This window comes from Geomonas oryzisoli, from assembly GCF_018986915.1.
Lineage (GTDB): Bacteria > Desulfobacterota > Desulfuromonadia > Geobacterales > Geobacteraceae > Geomonas > Geomonas oryzisoli.
Genome location: NZ_CP076723.1, coordinates 3,965,599 through 3,980,111, shown reverse-complemented (window position 1 = coordinate 3,980,111; position 14,513 = coordinate 3,965,599). Strand labels below are relative to the sequence as shown.

General features: G+C 65.3%; 9 protein-coding genes and 3 riboswitches. Of the genes, 7 read left to right on the top strand and 2 right to left on the bottom strand.

Translation table 11 applies throughout. The annotated features are described in order from the left end of the window. Positions 1–66: 66 nt before the first annotated feature. The gene (locus tag KP004_RS17340) at positions 67–1,329 is read left to right on the top strand and encodes a glycerate kinase type-2 family protein (protein WP_216799671.1); all 1,263 of its coding nucleotides are present in this window, start codon (positions 67–69) and stop codon (positions 1,327–1,329) included. Here the strand turns inward: KP004_RS17340 and KP004_RS17335 are convergent, their stop codons facing one another. Both KP004_RS17335 and KP004_RS17330 read right to left on the bottom strand, forming a co-directional pair. Next, positions 1,330–1,623 (bottom strand): hypothetical protein, encoded by a 294-nt coding sequence (locus tag KP004_RS17335; RefSeq protein WP_216799670.1) that lies wholly within the window; start codon positions 1,621–1,623, stop codon positions 1,330–1,332. A gap of 157 nt (positions 1,624–1,780) precedes the next feature. Beyond that, entirely contained in the window at positions 1,781–2,017 is a 237-nt protein-coding gene (locus tag KP004_RS17330) for a hypothetical protein (protein WP_216799669.1), read from the bottom strand. Positions 2,018–2,491: 474 nt separating this feature from the next. Between KP004_RS17330 and KP004_RS17325 the strand changes: the two genes are divergently transcribed. From KP004_RS17325 to KP004_RS17300, 6 genes are all read left to right on the top strand, one after another. Further along, entirely contained in the window at positions 2,492–3,316 is an 825-nt protein-coding gene (locus tag KP004_RS17325) for a mechanosensitive ion channel family protein (protein ID WP_216799668.1), read from the top strand. A gap of 123 nt (positions 3,317–3,439) precedes the next feature. Beyond that, a complete protein-coding gene (locus KP004_RS17320; RefSeq protein WP_216799667.1) occupies positions 3,440–3,727 on the top strand; it encodes a hypothetical protein in 288 nt (95 codons plus the stop codon). Positions 3,728–3,781: 54 nt separating this feature from the next. Beyond that, positions 3,782–4,063, top strand: a complete 282-nt coding sequence (locus KP004_RS17315) for a hypothetical protein (protein ID WP_216799666.1) — start codon at positions 3,782–3,784, stop codon at positions 4,061–4,063. Between the two features lie 170 nt (positions 4,064–4,233). Beyond that, a riboswitch (cyclic di-GMP riboswitch) is annotated at positions 4,234–4,310 on the top strand. Between the two features lie 137 nt (positions 4,311–4,447). Beyond that, positions 4,448–4,861 carry a bacteriohemerythrin gene (locus KP004_RS17310; RefSeq protein ID WP_216799665.1) on the top strand — a complete coding sequence of 138 codons (414 nt, stop codon included), beginning with the start codon at positions 4,448–4,450 and terminating at the stop codon, positions 4,859–4,861. Between the two features lie 163 nt (positions 4,862–5,024). Further along, positions 5,025–5,102: riboswitch (cyclic di-GMP riboswitch) on the top strand. A gap of 123 nt (positions 5,103–5,225) precedes the next feature. Continuing rightward, positions 5,226–5,301: riboswitch (cyclic di-GMP riboswitch) on the top strand. 113 nt (positions 5,302–5,414) lie between these two features. Continuing rightward, positions 5,415–5,576, top strand: coding sequence for a hypothetical protein (locus KP004_RS17305; protein WP_216799664.1), 162 nt, complete (start codon positions 5,415–5,417; stop codon positions 5,574–5,576). Between the two features lie 214 nt (positions 5,577–5,790). Next, positions 5,791–14,400, top strand: coding sequence for an isopeptide-forming domain-containing fimbrial protein (locus tag KP004_RS17300; RefSeq protein ID WP_239026847.1), 8,610 nt, complete (start codon positions 5,791–5,793; stop codon positions 14,398–14,400). Positions 14,401–14,513: the final 113 nt, after the last annotated feature.

The following is a 14,513-nucleotide window of genomic DNA, read 5'->3' as shown; positions in this document are numbered from 1 at the left end:
CCGTTGCGCCGGACCGTCCCGTTGTTGTATCTAATCGGGGAATGACGCCGTACGGGGAGGAAAATCATGAAGCCGCGTAAGCTTTTGCAGCAGATGTTTGAAGCCGCCGTTCAGTCGGCGCGTCCCGAGTACTGCCTGTCGCGCCACCTCCCGCCTCTGCCGAAGGGAAGGTTGGTGGTGATCGGTGCGGGTAAGGCCTCGGCTGCCATGGCGCGCGCCTTCGAAGACGCCTGGACCGGGGAGATCTCAGCGGGGCTCGTGGTCACCCGTTACGGCTACGAAGTTCCCTGCCGCGGCATCGAGGTGGTGAGCGCGTCGCATCCGGTTCCGGACCAGGCGGGGTGCACGGCGGCGGCCAGGATGCTCGAACTGGTCGAAGGCCTCACCTGCGACGATCTGGTCGTCTGCCTCATTTCCGGCGGCGGATCCGCGCTGTTGCCCCTTCCCCTGCCGGGGGTGACCCTGGCGCAAAAGCAGGAACTGAGCCGGGAACTCCTGCGCTGTGGAGCAGGCATCGCCGAAATCAACTGTGTCCGGCGCCACCTCTCGGCCGTCAAGGGGGGGAGGCTTGCCGCCGCATGTCATCCCGCCCGCGTCTGGACCCTGGCCATCTCCGATGTTCCCGGCGACAACCCCACCGATATCGCCTCCGGTCCTACCGTAGGTGACGCCACCACCTGCGAGGATGCGCTTGCCATCGTGGAGCGCTACCGCATCCCGCTCCCCGCGTCGGTGCGGGAGTGTCTCGCCTCCGGGCGCGGGGAGTCGGTGAAGCCGGACGACCCGCGCCTGGCCAACGCGCAGTTCCACCTGGTCGCGACGCCGCAGGCGGCCCTGGAAGCCGCGGCTCAGTTTGCCCTCCGGCAGGGGATTCCCGCCCACATCCTGAGCGACCGCATCGAAGGCGAGTCCAGAGAGGTAGCGAAGGCGCTGGCGGCGGTAGCGCTGCAGGTGGCACGGCGCCGGCAGCCCTTTGCCCCGCCCTGCGTCCTGCTGTCGGGGGGAGAAACAACGGTAACGGTGCGCGGCAGCGGGCGCGGCGGACCCAATGTGGAGTTTCTGCTGGCGTTGGCGCTGGCGCTTGAGGGCGAAAAGGGAATCTATGCGGTGGCGGGGGATACCGACGGGGTGGACGGCCAGGAGGAGACAGCGGGAGGCTTTGTGAGCCCGGACCTGCTGCAGCGGGCCTGGGAGCTGGGGATCAACCCGAAGCGAAGCCTCGATGACAACGACGGACACGGTTTTTTCGAGGCTCTGGGGGAAACGCTCGTGACCGGTCCCACGCTCACCAACGTGAACGATTTCAGGGCGATTCTTATTACCGGCTGATCAGACCCGGACCTCGGTCATCAGTTTCTTCATCACGAGGACGAGGAAGGCGACCGCCACGACGAGGGCCGTGTCTTCCAGGGACTGCCAGGGCTTGAAGGTCAGTGCGGAGTGGCTGTAATAGTCGGAGACGCAACGCGCCAGGCCGGCGAGCAGTGACACGAGGAGCGCGCCGCGCCGCCCCGCCTGCCAGGAAACCAGGGATACCGGGGCGAGGTAAAAAATCAGCAGAGAATAGTCACCGGTCAGGTAGTCGACATACCCGAGCACGATGACGACCAGATATCCCGCCATAACCCATCCGTTCCCGGTGCTGAGGAACTTCCGCATGAAGACACCTCTGTTTTGCCCCGATCCAGGGGGGCGAATCGCTACGCTAGGACGTTAATACTAAAAAAGCCGCCCGATGTCTGGCAACGGGCGGCTTTTGATGCTACAGGTGAAAACGGAATTACTTCGCAGCCGGAGCAGCTTCAGCAGCCGGAGCAGCTTCTTTCTTCTCGGCTTTCTTAGCAGCTTTCTTTGCTTTTTTCTTCTTAGCGGCTTTTTTCACCGGAGCTTTTTCTTCTTTCTTCACTTCAGCAGCCGGAGCGGCCGGAGCAGCCGGAGCAGCGTCAGCAGCGAAAACAACACCAGCGAAAGCAACAGCAACGAGAGCAGCAACTACGGAAGAAACGATCTTTTTCATTTGAAAATCTCCTAAGATGAATTTGGACTTCTTCCCTCTTAGAGCATCAGTCGTGCCAGCTTTGAAAAAAGTTGCTAACCTGCTGATGTCGCAGGAAATAAATTTTTACCTGCCAGCGCGGGAGACGAAATCATGCCTTATTTGCTTCATGCGCTACCTCAAATGAGGTATGGTGCCTCGACCGACAAATCTGACCAGGGGCGAACAGCACGGCAGCGGCATCTGGCGTAGCTGCTACGATGGGCAATTGAAGGGGGGCGCCGCGTGAGCGGTGCCCCCTTTTTGTTTTAGGCTCGGCGACCATAGGTGTAGCACTGACATAACCCTTCCTTGCAGTGACATTGCCGATTCCGGCCACTGGCACACGTGGATTGTAAAAGGGTACTGTGAGTGTAAAATTGACCTATTTTGCAACTTGTTACCCGCTGGAGAACTTCAAGTGCAGGAGGCAGCCACACCGTAAAAGGAGGAACTATGGACAACGTGGGGCAGTATCAGCAACTCGCAGTGACGTATGCCACCGAGTACGGCACCAAACTTGTCGCAGTGATCCTGTTCTGGCTCGTGGGACGCTGGCTCATCGGTCTGGTCGGGCGCATGCTGCAGGGGGTGCTGGAGAGGCAGAAGGTCGATCCCACCCTGATGCGTTACATCGGCAACTTCGTGTCCGTCACCCTCAACATCGTCCTGGTGGTCGCCATCCTCGGCTACTGCGGCATTCAGACCACGACCTTCGCAGCCTTGGTCGCCGGTGTCGGCATCGCGATTGGCGCCGCCTGGGGCGGCCTGCTCGCCAACCTCGCCGCAGGCATCTTCCTGATCGTGCTGCACCCGTTCAAGGTCGGCGACTTCGTGACAGCCGCAGGGGTGACCGGGACCATCAAGGAGATCGGGCTGTTCATAACCTCCATCAACACGGCGGACAACGTCCTCACCATGGTCGGCAACAACAAGATCTTCAGCGACACCATCCAGAATTATTCGACCAACCCGTTCAGGAGGGTCGAAATGAAGTGCCAGCTTTCCGGCGATGCCGACCACGTTGCCGCCATGCTTCTCTTGCGGGAGAAGCTCGCCCAGGTTCCCAACGTACTGCCCGATCCCCAGGTGCAGGTGGATATCCTGGAATTCACCGCGCTCGGCCCGGTGCTCGCTGTGCGGCCGTATTGTCACAATGACCACTACTGGCAGGTCTATTTCGACGGTAACAAGGTGATCCGTGAGAGCCTCGCTGCCGCAGGCTTCCCGGCGCCGATGCCGGTGCAGACGATAATGCTGCAAAAACCCTTTGCCTGCTAGAGGGGCGGCGTCGGTCAAAGGGTAGGGGGATCCGGAGTCATGACCCGCAGCGGTTTGACTTGCGGCGGTAAGCTGTTATCAATGTAGCGTTCCAGCACTCACAACTCTCAAGGAGGAAACAGTATGAAACTTGTCGCAGCTTTAACGGGGATCACTCTGCTTGCCGCAACGACCGTCTATGCCGCTCCCAAGAGCTATCAGGTGACCGGGCCGGTACTCGAAGTGAAGGACGACATGATCGTAGTTCAGAAGGGGAGCGAGAAGTGGCAGATCGCCAAGGACAAGGACACCAAGGTCACCGGCGACATCAAGGTCGGCAGCAAGGTCACCATCATGTACACCATGAAAGCCGCCAGTATCGAGGCCAAGGAGGCTGCCGCCAAGCCGGAGAAGAAGGAAAAGAAAAAGTAGGGTGAGCAACCGGGCGTGGCGGTGATAAGGCATCGGGTCATGGGAGGAACTGACATGAAACAGAAAAGCGTCGTCTACAGTTTGCGGGTCGCGGCCTTTGCCGTGGTCTTTGTGGCGGGATACCTCTGCGGCTCGATCAGCGAGCAGCGTGCCAACGCCCAGATGGGAGAGTTGGGCAACGAACTGCTGCAGAGGGCGGCCGGCAGCGGAGGCATCATCGGCAGCGTGGCCCAGCTCGGCACCACCATCACCGAAATGGAGAAGAACGTGAGCGGCCTTCAGAAGAACATCGACACGCTGAAGAAGGTGAAGAGCGCTCTCGGGGGGGGCAAGTAGGCGGCCCGTGTGCACCGTGCCGCGGCAGTTTTGACCAAGGCCGGATCGGGGTGGTGGGATCAGGCCTTGGAAGCTGCCGTTTCGCCCGCACGCTAGGGTACGGCACATTAAATGTCATTGACACGCTTGCCTTGCTGCGCTATGTTGCGTCCGCAATAACAAGAACCGATACACGAAAATACTAAACCATCCGCGAGGATGGGACGGAAAGCCTAAAGGGTCTCACCGAGACAGCCGGGTCGCCGAAATATCACTCCTGATATCGAAGCCCCGGCTTTTTCGCGTTCAGGCGCAGGGAGACCAGCATGGCATGGGCCGGTTTCGATACGACAAAATATCCAGTGTGAACGTTCGGGTGCTTGGCATGATGCCGTGGGAGGGCTTATGTTTAACACGAAATGGACCTCAGACCTGGTGGTCGGTATTGAAGACATCGATCAGTGTCACAAGTACGTGGTTGAGAAGATAAATGAAGCGTATGACCGCTTTATGACAGGCCCGGCTCCGGACGGGTACATCTTCGACGAGATCCTGGTGTACATGGCGCAGTGTTTCGACTACGAGCAGATGCTGATGATGGACACCTGCTATCCCGATTTCCTGGCGCACAGGGATGAACATGAGATCTTCAGGCAGAGGATGATAGACATCCGCACGCCTCGAACCGCGAGCGCCAGCCTGAGCATCGACCAACTGGTTATCCTGGACCATTGGGTCAATCACCACATCCGCGAATGCGATGCGAAGCTGGGGGCGTTCGTGGGGGACCTGTCAGGGGGGCGGTGCAAAACCGCTTGAAACCATGCCGGGTTTTCCCTCCCCGGCCCCGGCGGCCAAAGAAGCTTTCCGGCCGGTGGCCGCGGCGATTGTAAAAAATTGCCGCGATTGTGAAAAAAAATTGTTGCAAAGCGTTAAGCCATCTGCTAAAAGGTGGCCGTCGATTACAAATTGTTAAAAAAGTTCTCCGAACGGGCAAACCCAGAGTGATCTGGTGACGCAAAGCCACGGGTCCTTGAATGAGGATAGCCGAGTTGCCGAAGAGATGAGTTCCCATCTTGGCATCCGCTATTACCGATCAAGAGGCGCTCTCATCTTTGGCAGATGGGAGCGCCTTTTTTTATTGGCTCCGCGAGGCGTCGGCGCGATTTAAAACAGAATACGTTCTCCGAACGGGCAAAACCAGAGTGATCTGGTGACGCAAAGCCACGGGTCCTGTGAAGGATAGCCGGGTTGCCGAAGAGATGAGTCAGCATCTTGGCATCCGGCACCCCCCCCGATCTAGGAGCGCTCTCATCTTCGGTAGATGGGAGCGCTCTTTTTTTATCCCTAGGAAAGTTACATGAGGCATGCAATGGAAAAATTGACCAAACGAACCCTTGACCCGGAGTGGAAACGAAAGCTGACCGAGTGCATGAAGGAGATCGGGCTTCTTTCCGCGCCGCACCTGCAGGTCACGGTGAACATCGCCGACTACCGCGTTTGCGACGCGATCAGGAACGAAAGAATGAAGTGACCCGGCCACCCCGGCCGGAAAATCGACAGCAGCATTGAAACAGCGGTAAGTCTCATCCCTACGGGGCAAGTGAAACCCGCGTCATCAGCCGAAGTACCGGCTGTGGCGCGGGTTTTTTTCGTGGTGCGTGCAGGTCGGCCTGCCAAGGGCCGCAACAGTAGTTGAGCGATCTTCATCGAGGGCAGAAGTGAGAATGCTGACACAGACAAAGCTGATGTTATCGATGGCCGCCGCCAGGATGGGCGCCGCCAGGTCCGTGGCGCGCCTGGCTGCGACCGCCGCCCTTTTGGTCATGCTGGTCGGATGGGGCACGTCTGCCCGGGCAGCGGGGATCTTCTGCTCCCAGTTCGGCGGCGTGGTCGACGGCAACAACCCCGCCACCCTCGCCGCGGTCAGGGGGGCGTCCACCTTCGGGATCGACACCAACTGCACCATCAAGAACTTCCCCGATTCCATCGGCGGCTTCCCGATCACCAACATAAACTTCAACTTCCCGCAGCAGCAATCCTACTACATCGCGTTCCTGAACGTCTTTTATTACGGCAACATGTCGTGCAACGACCCGACGCAGTCCGATTTCTGGATCTACTGGGCTCCGGGCGGGTACAACAACATCAGCCCGGCCTGCCAGGCCTTCATGGTGCCGGTCGACGCGGTGAGCAAGAAGAATCCCCCGGCGCAAAGCACCGCCGCCGTCGGTGTCCCCTTCACCTATACGATCAGTGTGCCGCTTTTGGGGAAACTCGACGCGACGGGGACGTTCCAGTACATCGCCAACAGCGACGACGCCACGGTGACCAACGTGGTCATCCCCGACGACTTGACCGCCACGGGCGCCGCCCTGAGCTACGTGACCAACGCCGCCTACCTCGTGAACCCCGCTACCGGCGCGAGGGCGCCGCTCAACGGAGGGGCGCCGCTCACCCTCGGGGCGAGCGGCGGCTGGCTCAGCAGCCATCCCGGCGTCCTCTCGGACGCCACCAGGCACCTGGTCTTCTCCTACGAATACAACCCGGCGCTGGCCTCGCTCCCGGCAGGGTACAACCTGGAGATCCAGGTCACCGTCGTCCTCGACAGCAACCCGGCCGGCGTGAACCAGGCGGGGTCGCAGTTCTCCAACACCGCCAACATGTGGTTCAACAAACCGATCAACAGCACCAGCATGGTGGACCTGCAGGCATGGCCCGGTACCACCCCGCCCATGACGGTGGTCGAGCCGAACCTCACCCTTACCAAGAGCGGTTCGGCTGCGACGGTCAACATGGATTCACAGGTGAGGTACACGCTCAACGTCCAGAACACCGGCGGAAGCGAAGCGTGGAACGCCACCATCACCGACCACATCCCGGCCGGCATGAGCACCGTCTCCCCGGTCGGGACCATCAGCGCCCAGGTCTTCGCCTCCGACGGGGTGACCCCGGTGTCGGCCCCGCTGGTGAGCGGCACCGACTTCACCACCACCTGGAGCGGCGGCCCCGGTTCCCCCGGGCAGCTCACCCTGACCCTGCTCGATTCCGCCAAGATCGCCCCCACCCAGCGCCTCATCGTCACCTACCGGGCGCAGGTCGACAGCACCGGGGTCGCCTCGGGGGCGACGCTCACCAACATCGCCGGCGCCACCAGGTGGTTCAGCGCCAACAGCGGCTATCCCGGGCGCCGCGAGTACGACCGGACCATAACCGACGGCACCCCCGGCACCCTCGACTTCCAGGATGCCTACACGGTGACCGCCGCGCTGGCAGGCTACTACTTCCAGAAGACGGTGCGCGACCTGACCACCGGAGCCAATCCGGCCACGGCGGCCTTTCCGGGAGACCGGCTGCACTACACCCTGCTTTTGCAGAACTTCACCTGGCCCCCCTTGAACGGGGTCACCATCACCGATACCCTCCCGGCCGGGCTGCGCTCCGTCTCCAACGTCACCGTCACCCCGGCGGGCGGCACGGTGAGCGTCACCCAGCCCGGCGGCGGCACCCCGGGGTCCGTCACCGTTTCCGGCCTCACCCTCCCCGGTGGCGCCACCACCACTGCGCAGATCCAGGTCGAGTTCGACGCGACCCTCGACGCGACCCTCACCAACGGCACCGTCGTCTCCAACCAGGCCGGCGTCACCGGGACCGACACCAGCACCAACCCCGTCACGGTCTGGGCCGGCCCGAGCGACGATCCCTATAGCAATGGGACCGTGCTGCTCGGCTCCGGCGGAGACCCCACCAGGGTCACCATCCAGGCGCCGGGGGCACTCTCCAAGGCGAACCCTGCCTCGACCACGGCGACCGTCGGTCAGCAGTTCAGCTACCTGATCAAGGTACCCGCCACCCCGGCGGACGTCCCGCTCTACGACGTGAGGATACTGGACAACCTGGGGCTCTCGGCGGCAGGCATGAGCTTCGTCGGTGCCGACGTCATCTCCGGCGGCAACTGGAACCTCACCAACACCGGCACGGCGACCAACGTCATCCTCCAGGACCTCGCCACCGGCATCGACATACCGGCGGGGGGGCAGGCGGTTATCCAGGTGACGGCGGCACTGCAGAACAGCAGTGCGAACCGCGCTGGACTCAGCTTCAGCAACACCGCTTCCTACACCTACAACAAGCTAAACGGCGACAGCCTGACCCAGTCGGCCGGCGGCGCGGCGACCACGGCCAACATGACGGTGGTCGAACCGCACCTCACCGCGGCCAAGGCGGTCGGCTACGCCTCCCCGGCAGGGAAAGCCGCGTCCGCCGCCGCGGCCCCCGCAGACGTCCTGCGCTACACCGTCACCGTCACCAACGACGGCGGCTCCCGGGCCTACGATGCCGACGTCATGGACTTCCTTCCCGCCAACGTCTCGCTGGTACCGGGCTCGGCCACCGCGCAGATCAACGGCGCGCCGGTGACCGGCTTCATGCCCACGCCCGCCGCTCTTCCCAGCGGCGCCGTGGACTGGGGGAGCCAAAACGGCGACGCGAGCCTGGACATCCCGGCCGGCGGGACCCTGGTGCTGAGCTACCTGGTGACCGTGCTGGAGACCAGCGGCGCCCCCATCACCAACGACGTCTACGTCGACTGGACCTCGCTCTCCGGCTCGGTCCCCGGCGAACGCACAGGCGCCGGCTGCCCCGCCACCACCCTTCCCAACAACTACTGTTCCGGCCCGGTCTCCGCCACCGTCTCCTCGCTGGACCCGACCGCCCTCGCCAAAACCGTGGTCTCCGATTCCTGGAGCGCCGCACCGGGGAGTGCGACCGACGCGACCGTGCGGGTGGGCGATACCGTGGTCTACAACCTTGCCCTCACCCTGCGGGAAGGGACCACGCAGAACGTGGTGCTCACCGACCAGCTCCCGGCCGGCCTCGCCTACGACGCCCTGGTGAGCATCGCCCCCGCCTCGGGGAGCGGCAATTTCAGCTACACGGTCTCCTCCCAGCCAGCGCCCGGCGCCACCGGCACCCTGACCTGGAACCTGGGCAACGTCGTCAACACGGCCGACAACAACGCGGCGAACAACACGCTCACCATCCAGTACCGCGCCCACGTGGTCAAGAACGCGCTGGCGCAGTCCCCGACGGCGCAGCAGCTCGTCAACAGCGCCACGCTCAACTACGCCATCAACGGCGTGGCCGCGACCCCGAAGAACTCCGGCGCCACCTTGAACGTCTGGCAACCGCTGTTGAACGTCACCAAGAGCGCGGCCACGGCAGGCGGCGGCACGGTGATCAGCGCCGGCGAGGCGATCACCTACACCGTCAGGATGGCCAACAGCGGTACCGCCCCGGCCTACGACCCGGTCCTCGCCGACACCCTGCCGGTCGGCCTGCGCCAGGGGGGCGTCACCACCACCGGCGTCACGCTCGTGGACAGCGCCACCGGCACGACCAGCGCCACCCTGCCCACGCTCGCCCCGAGCTACAGCGCGGCCAGCGGTATCGCCACCTGGAATTTCGACGCGGCCGGTTCGGCGGGGCTCTACGCGGTCCCCCCGGGGCAGACCCTGCAGGTGACCTACCAGGTGAAGGGGGACGCGGGGCTGGGCGCCGGGGTGACCCTGAACAACCAGGCGCAGGTGACCGGCTACTACTCCTTCGACAGCCAGGACATCCCGGCGGCGAGCGTACCCGCCAACCGCCAGCTCTACGGCCCGACCAGCGCGGCCACCGTGCAGCTCACCACCGCGGCGGCCACGGCGCTCTCGAAGCAGGCCCAGGTGACCAGCGCCGCCATCGGCCGCCCCTTCGGCTACACCATCACCGTTCCCGCGGTGCCTCAGCCCACCGCCATGTACGACGTGCGCATCCTGGACGACTTGAGCGCCGCGGCGACCGGGGTGGACCTGCGCTTCGTGAGCGTCCAGCGGGTTTCCGGCCCTGCCTTCACCCCGGTCAACAGCGGCAGCGCCACGAGCCTCGTGATCCAGGACAGCGGCAGCGGCATCGACATACCGGCCGGCCAGCAGGCCGTGATCAACGTCACCGTGCTGCTCACCAATTCCGCCGCCAACACGCTCGGCAAGCAGTTCCAGAACACGGCGACCTACACCTACAACGGCGTCAACAGCACCCCCGCCACCCAGGCCAACGGCGCGCCGGGCGCCAGCGCCGCGATCATCATCGTCGGCCCCGCGCTGACCGTGCAAAAGAGCGGACCGGCCACCATCAACGCGCTCGCCCCGGGCCTGTTCACGCTCAACGTCCAGAATACCGGCGGCAGCACCGCGTGGCAGGCCACCCTCACCGACCTCCTCCCCAGCGTGACCACCCCCGCCCCGGGGAGCATGTGCGGCTCGGCGCCGACCGGCGTCACGGCGCGCGTCTACCAGGCCGACGGGGTCACCCCCGTCTCGGCGAACCTCGTGAACGGCACCGACTTCACCGTGGGCTTCGCCCCCGCGCCCGCCTGCACCATGACCGTCGCCATGAAGTCGTCCGCGGCGGCCATCGCGCCGGGAGAGCGACTGCTGGTGACGTACAGCGCCTCGCTCGACCCCTACACGGCGGGGGGGATCACCCTCACCAACGTGGCGGGCGCCACCAGGTGGCTGAGCGCCGACCCTGCGGTCACCGCTACAGGGGATATACAGGCCACGACCGCCGCGCTGACCAACGGCACCCCCGGGGTACTCGACAGCCAGGACGCCTTCACCGTGACCACCCAGGCGCCGCTTTTGAGCTTCACCAAGACCGTGCAGAACGCAACGACCGGGCAGTCCGGTGCCAACGCGAGGCCCGGCGACACCCTCAAGTACACCCTCACCATCCGCAACGTGGGCGCCCTGGGCGCGGCGAACTTCACCCTGACCGACGAACTCGACAAGCTGAACGCGACCGCCATGTTCGCACCCGGAACGCTGAAGCTGTTGAGCGTCCCGGCCGGCGCGAACGTCGCCGCCACCTCGGTCAACGGCGGTGGCAAGGGGACCGGGGTGGTGAGCGTCGGCAACCTGACCGTGGCCCCGCAGGGGCAGGCGGGTGACGTGCTGCTGGTCGAGTTCCAGGACACCCTGGCGCCGGTGCTCGACAGCGGTTCGCTGGTGCAGAACCAGGCGCAGGTCGCGTCCCCCCTGCTGCCGTCGCAGTTGAGCGACGACCCCTCGCTGCCGGGGACGGCCGACCCGACCCGGACCGTCATCGCGTCGGCTCCGCGGTTCCTGCTCCAGAAGACGGTCAGGGACGTTACCTCCGGGAGCGCCACGGTCAAGGCGGGCGATACGCTGCGCTACACCATCACCGTCAAGAACGACGGCACCGAGAACGCGACCGGGGTCACGCTGCGCGACCAGGTCCCCGCGAACACCGCCTATGTCCCCAACAGCACCACCCTGAACGGCAAGCCGGTGGCGGACGTCGGCGCTGCGAGCCCGCTGCAGGGGGGTATGACGGTCAACTCGCCCGCGAACCCGGTGCCGGGCACCATGCCCGCGGCCGCCGGTACCGCGAGCAACGTGGCCACCGTCACCTTCGAGGTCAGGATCAGCAGGAGCGTCGTGGCCGGGACCCTCATCTCCAATCAGGCCTTCCTGGCCGGGACCGGTGCGGCAAGCGGCCCGTTCCCGGAAGAGGCTTCCGACAACCCGGCGACGCCGGTGCCCAACGATCCGACCACCGTGATCGTCGGCAACCTGCCGCTTCTCTACGCGCTGAAGACGGTCCAGCTCGTCGCCGACGCCAACGGCGACGGCCTGGTCGATCCCGGCGACGAGCTCCAGTACACCATCACCATGACCAACTCGGGGGCGCCACCCGCGACCGGCGTGCTGTTCACCGACGCCATCCCCGCCAACACCACCTACGTCCCGAACAGCGTACGCCTGAACGGTGCGGCGGTAGCCGACGCGGCGGCCGGAGTTTCCCCCCTCACCAACGGCATCGGTGTCGTCTCCCCGGGAGTCACCCCGCCCGCGCCCCCCGCGACCGCCGGGACACTCGCGGCAGGCGGCACCGGTGTCGTAACCTTCAAGGTCCAGGTCAACCAGGGAGTCGCTGCGGGTACCGTGATCAGCAACCAGGGGAGCGTCGCCAGCGCGGAACTGCCGCTGCTTGCCACCGACTCCGACGGCACCCCCGCCAACGGCTACCAGCCCACGGTGATCGCGGTGGGGAACGCCCAGCAGCTCAGCATCACCAAGTCCGCCGTGGTGGTCGGCGGCGGTGCCGCGCTGCCGGGGAGCATCCTGGAATACACGGTGCGCGCCACCAACATAGGGCAGGTCCCGGCTACGGGCGTGGTGCTGACCGACGACCTGACCCCGCTGCTGCCCCAGGGGAGCTACCTCTCCGGCTCCGCTGTCATGAACGGCTCCTCCAGCGGGGTCAGTTACGCGGCGCCGGTCCTGACTGCCAACTACGGCGCGAGCCACGGCGCCCTGGCGCCGGGTGCTTCCGTCGCGCTGCGCTTCCAGGTGAAGCTGAACGCCACCGTGTCCAGCGGCAGCGTGGTCAACAACACCGCCCAGGCGAGCTGGGACACCCCCACCCGGGTGGCGAGCGCCGGGACCGCGGTCACCGTGGGCGGCATGCCGGGGAGTGCGAGCCTCGCCGGCTCGGTGTGGCAGGACGCGAACCACGACAACGTCCTTGACGGCGGCGAGATCCCGTCGGCGGGGTGGGCGGTGGAGCTGTACCAGGACGGCCGCGCGGTGGGGACGGTGAACAGCTCCGCCGACGGCTCCTACCGCTTCAGCGGGGTGACCCCCAACGCCGGCACCGCGATCAGGTATGAACTCCGCTTCCGCGCGCCGGGCGCCGGCGCCGCCACCGCCCTCTTGGGATGGTGCAGCTCTCCCTTCACCAACGGCATGCAGCGCATCTCCGACATCGTGGCCGGAGGGGGGACGCTGCTGCAGGGGCTGAACCTGCCGCTCACCCCCAACGGCGTGGTCTACAACTCCATCGTCCGCACCCCGGTGCCGGGCGCGACGCTGACCATGGTCCAGGCGGCAAGCAGGACAGCTCTCGCCGCGAGCTGCTTCAATGACCCGGTGCAGCAGGGGCAGGTCACCACGGCCAGCGGCCTCTACAAGTTCGACCTCAACTTCAGCGATCCTTCCTGCCCCTCCGGCGGGGATTACCTGATCCAGGTGACGCCGCCGGCATCCGGGTACACGGCGGGCGTCTCGAAACTGGTGCCCCCGGCCTCCAGCGACAGCACCGCCTCCTTCGCGGTACCCTCCTGCCCCGGCGGCGCCTTCGACGCGGTGCCGACCACGGCCGGGTACTGCGAGGCGCAGGCCTCCGACCTGGCGCCCGGCACCTCCGTCCTCCCCGGCGCCGCTACCGCCTATTACCTGCGGCTTACCCTGGACAACCTGCAGCCCGGCTACAGCCAGATCTACAACAACCACATCGCCGTCGATCCCACGCTCAACACGGCGATCGCCATCACCAAGACCGCGGCCGTGACCGACGTGTCGCGCGGCACCCTGGTCCCCTACACCATCACCCTCAACAACACCCTGGGGGCGACCCTCAGGGACCTGAGCGTGGTGGACACTTTCCCGGCGGGATTCAAGTACGTGGCGGGGTCGGCGCGCCTGGACGGCCGCAAGGCGGAGCCGACGCAGAACACGCGCCAGATGACCTGGAACATCTCGCAGCTCACCAGCAGCACCAGCCACAGCATCACCTTCCTCATGATCGTCGGCTCCGGCGTCTCCGAAGGGGAGTACGTGAACCGCGCCCAGGTGCTGAGCAACATCACCGACAGCGTCGCCTCCGGGGTCGCCTCGGCGACCGTCCGCGTCATCCCCGATGCGGACCTCGACTGCACCGACGTGATCGGCAAGGTGTTTGACGACGTCAACACCAACGGCTACCCGGACCAGGGAGAAAAGGGGCTCGCCGGTGTGCGCGCCGTGACCGCCCGGGGGCTCGTCGCCACCACCGACGAGTTCGGCCGCTTCCACATCACCTGCGCGATGGTCCCGGACCAGGACCGGGGCAGCAACTTCATCCTCAAGCTCGACGAGCGCACCCTCCCTACCGGGTACCGCGTCACCGGCGAGAACCCCCAGGTGCAGCGGGCGACACGGGGCAAGATGCTGCGCTTCAACTTCGGCGCCGCCATCCACCACGTGGTCTCCCTGGACGTCGCCGACGGCGCCTTCGAACCCAACGGAACCAGGCTGCGCAGGCAGTGGCAGCCGCGGATCGACCTCCTTTTGAAGGAGTTGCGCAAGGCCCCGGCGGTGCTCAGGCTTTCCTACCTCGCCGAGGTGGAGAGCAAGGCCCTGGTGGAGCGGCGCCTCAAGGCGCTCAAGGCGGAGATCTCCGGCAAGTGGGGGGACGGCTACCCGCTCACCATCGAGACCGAGGTGTTCTGGCGCCGGGGGGCGCCGCCGTGATGCAGCAGACGGTAAGAAGCGCGGGCTCCTCCCCCCGGAGGGGGGAGGTCGGGAGGGGGGGAATCTTCCGGCGATCCCCCTCCCTAACCCTCCCCCTCCGGGGGAGGGAACGG

Excerpts from the sequence above, each read along its gene's own strand:
- KP004_RS17315 (WP_216799666.1), top strand. The coding sequence starts at position 3,782 with ATGAAACAGAAAAGCGTCGTCTACAGTTTGCGGGTCGCGGCCTTTGCC.
- KP004_RS17335 (WP_216799670.1), bottom strand. The coding sequence starts at position 1,623 with ATGGCGGGATATCTGGTCGTCATCGTGCTCGGGTATGTCGACTACCTG.
- KP004_RS17310 (WP_216799665.1), top strand. The coding sequence starts at position 4,448 with ATGTTTAACACGAAATGGACCTCAGACCTGGTGGTCGGTATTGAAGAC.
- KP004_RS17320 (WP_216799667.1), top strand. The coding sequence starts at position 3,440 with ATGAAACTTGTCGCAGCTTTAACGGGGATCACTCTGCTTGCCGCAACG.
- KP004_RS17340 (WP_216799671.1), top strand. The coding sequence starts at position 67 with ATGAAGCCGCGTAAGCTTTTGCAGCAGATGTTTGAAGCCGCCGTTCAG.
- KP004_RS17325 (WP_216799668.1), top strand. The coding sequence starts at position 2,492 with ATGGACAACGTGGGGCAGTATCAGCAACTCGCAGTGACGTATGCCACC.
- KP004_RS17300 (WP_239026847.1), top strand. The coding sequence starts at position 5,791 with ATGTTATCGATGGCCGCCGCCAGGATGGGCGCCGCCAGGTCCGTGGCG.
- KP004_RS17330 (WP_216799669.1), bottom strand. The coding sequence starts at position 2,017 with ATGAAAAAGATCGTTTCTTCCGTAGTTGCTGCTCTCGTTGCTGTTGCT.
- KP004_RS17305 (WP_216799664.1), top strand. The coding sequence starts at position 5,415 with ATGGAAAAATTGACCAAACGAACCCTTGACCCGGAGTGGAAACGAAAG.